The organism is Actinomadura geliboluensis (assembly GCF_005889745.1).
In the GTDB taxonomy this organism is placed as follows: Bacteria; Actinomycetota; Actinomycetes; order Streptosporangiales; family Streptosporangiaceae; genus Spirillospora; species Spirillospora geliboluensis.
In genome coordinates this window covers 1-2,601 of the sequence record NZ_VCKZ01000668.1, presented here as the reverse complement: position 1 = coordinate 2,601, position 2,601 = coordinate 1, and the positions used below count along the sequence as shown (strand labels likewise).

The window sequence follows — 2,601 nt, the reverse complement described above, 5'->3', positions numbered from 1 at the left end:
GTTCCGGCCCGGACCGCCGGAGGACTCCGCCTCGATCAGGTCCAGCACCTCGGCGGCGCGATCGACCAGGTACATGTGATCGCCCGGGAGTTCGGCGTAGCCGAACGCGCCCGTGGTCGCGTCCCGCCACTCCCGGGCCCCGTCGGCGCTGACCAGGCCGTCGGACGCGCCCCGGACCGAGCAGATCGGCACCGGCAGGGGCTCGTCCGTGCTCGGGACGTAGTCCTCGTGCATCTCGCAGTCGGCCTTCAGGACGGGCAGGATCATCTCGCGCATCTCCGGGTGGTCCAGCGCCTCGTGCCGGAAGCCCGCGAACTCCTCCACCCGGGCGAGGAACTCCTCGTCCGGGAGCCCCGTCGCCCGCCGTTCGCGCTGCGTCCAGGGGCCGGGGGAACCGCTGACGACCAGCCGCTCGACCGGCACATCGCGCGCCCTCAGCAGGTGCGCCAGCTCGTAGGCGAGCACCGCGCCCAAACTGTGCCCGAACAGGACGGTCCGCGCCCCCTCGCCGAGCGCCTCGACGACGCCGTCGACCTCGCTCTTGGCCGCTTCGACGACGTTCCGGTACGGCGTCTCCAGCAGCCGCCGCTCCCTGCCGGGCAGTTCGAACGGCACCACCCGCCACCGGCCGGCGGACAGCGCCCGCCACGGATGGAAGAACGACGCCCCCGCTCCTGCGAACGGCACGCACAACAACGTGGCTTTCACCTGAGCAACTCCGTTTCGGTTCCCGGTCACATCGCCCCCAGCCGGCGGGTGATGACCTCGAAGATCTCGGCCGCTGGCCCGGGCATGTGCATGTCGAAGTGCGTGGCGCGCACGTCGTGCACCTCCAGGGCGCCGAGGACGTACGGCCGCCACAGGCGCGCCCAGGATCCCTGGAGCACCCCCGGGGGCTTGATCTCCGCGTTGAAATACAGCACGTCGCCGCGGTACACCGGCGACTCGAACTCCGCCATGATGTGCATGTTGTTGGTCAGGACCTCCGACATGGCGTCGAGCAGGCCCTCCTGGTCGCCCACGTTCATGAACTGCTTGTGGAAGTCCTCCAGCTCCTTGCGGAACTCGGAGCGGTCCCGGCCGGCCTGCTCCTTGAACTCGCGGCCCGGCAGCGAGTCCAGGATGGCGAGGAAGGCGACCTCGTGGCCGCGCCGGTCGAGCGCGTCCGCGACGGCGTGCACGACGGTCCCGCCGTACGACCAGCCGATCAGGTGGAACGGCCCGTCCGGCTGGATCTCCAGCATCTCGGTGACGTAGTCGTCGACCATCTCCTCCACCGACCCCGGCAGCGCGCCCTCGCCGTCGAGGCCGCGGGACTGCAGGGCGTAGAGCGGCCGGTCCCGCAGATACGGCTCGAAGCTGAAGTACGCCCAGCTCAGCCCGCCTCCGGTGTGGAAGAACCACACGGGAGGCTTCCCCGTTCCGGGATCGCCGTTCAGCGGGAACACGACCCCGAACGGGTCGGCGTGCTCCTGGGGGACGCTGTTGGCGAGGATCAGCGTGCCCAGCTCCGCCACCGTCGGGTACTTGATGACCGTCCTGAGGGGGACGTCGGTCCCGAAACGTTCCCTGATGCGGGCGATGAGCCGGACCGCCAGAAGCGAATGCCCGCCGAGCGCGAAGAAGTCGTCGTCGATGCCGACGCCCTCCAGGCCGAGCAGCTCGCCGAACAGGGCGCACAGCGTTCGTTCGGTCAGGTTGCGCGGCTCCCGGCTGCTCCCGACGCTCGCGTGCTGCGACGGCAGTGCCCGCCGGTCAAGCTTGCCGTTGGGGGTGAGGGGGATCTGCGAGAGCGGGACGAGGGTGGCCGGGACCATGTAGTCGGGGAGGCGTTCGCGCAGGTAGCCGGGCAGCTCGGAGAGGAGCGGGCCGATGGAGCTCGCCAGCGCCGGGGTGTTGACGCGGATCGTCCCGCCCGTCCCGTGGGGGACGAACCCACCGGAGACGATCCGGTGGCCCGACCGGGGCGGGGGCAGCAGCACCGCGTCGAAGGCGTGGACGGAGTCGCCGGACCAGGTGAGGACCGCGTCCCTCCCCTGCCGCCGCGCCCAGTCGGCGAACTCCTGCGGATCGAGCGGGTCGCCGATGACGGGGACCTCTTCGGCGAGGCGTGCGTTGGGTATCCCGGTCACTCGTACCGGGCCGTCCGCCAGGTCTGCGCGACGGGCCAGCGCGTCGAATTCGTCCAGGCCGGACACCTCGCGGCCCCACGCCAGCGCCGGTGCGCCGGTCAGGTCGAGGACGTCGGCCGGGTCCTTGTGCAGGACGACCTCGTAGCGGTGGCGTGTCAGCTCGTTGTGCACCCTGCCGTTCTTCAGCCGGATGTCCACCACGACGCCGCGTTGCCGGGCCCAATCGGTGAACCACTGCGGCGCGACCACCAACTCCCGTTCGGCCAGTACGGCCTTCTCCACCAGCGTCCGCAACTGCTCCTCCGAAGCATGTGGATGCGCCGTACGCTGCACCGCCTCCAGCAGCACCCGATGCGTCACCGCGTTGCGGACATCGCCCACCACCACCCGGCCGCCCGGCGCCAGCAAACCCATGGCTGCGTCCAGCACTCGTTCCAGGTAGCCGGCGCCGGGGAAGTACTGGACCACC

At 70.9% G+C, this 2,601-nt stretch carries 2 protein-coding genes; both read right to left on the bottom strand.

Annotation, left to right across the window (positions count from 1 at the left end; genetic code table 11):
- Nucleotides 1–687 (bottom strand): thioesterase II family protein (locus ETD96_RS43285; protein WP_205719756.1); only part of this gene is annotated, 687 nt, incomplete at its 3' end.
- A 47-nt stretch (nucleotides 688–734) separates the two neighbouring features.
- A partial coding sequence (locus ETD96_RS43280) for an alpha/beta fold hydrolase (protein ID WP_138642272.1) occupies nucleotides 735–2,601 on the bottom strand: 1,867 nt, incomplete at its 5' end.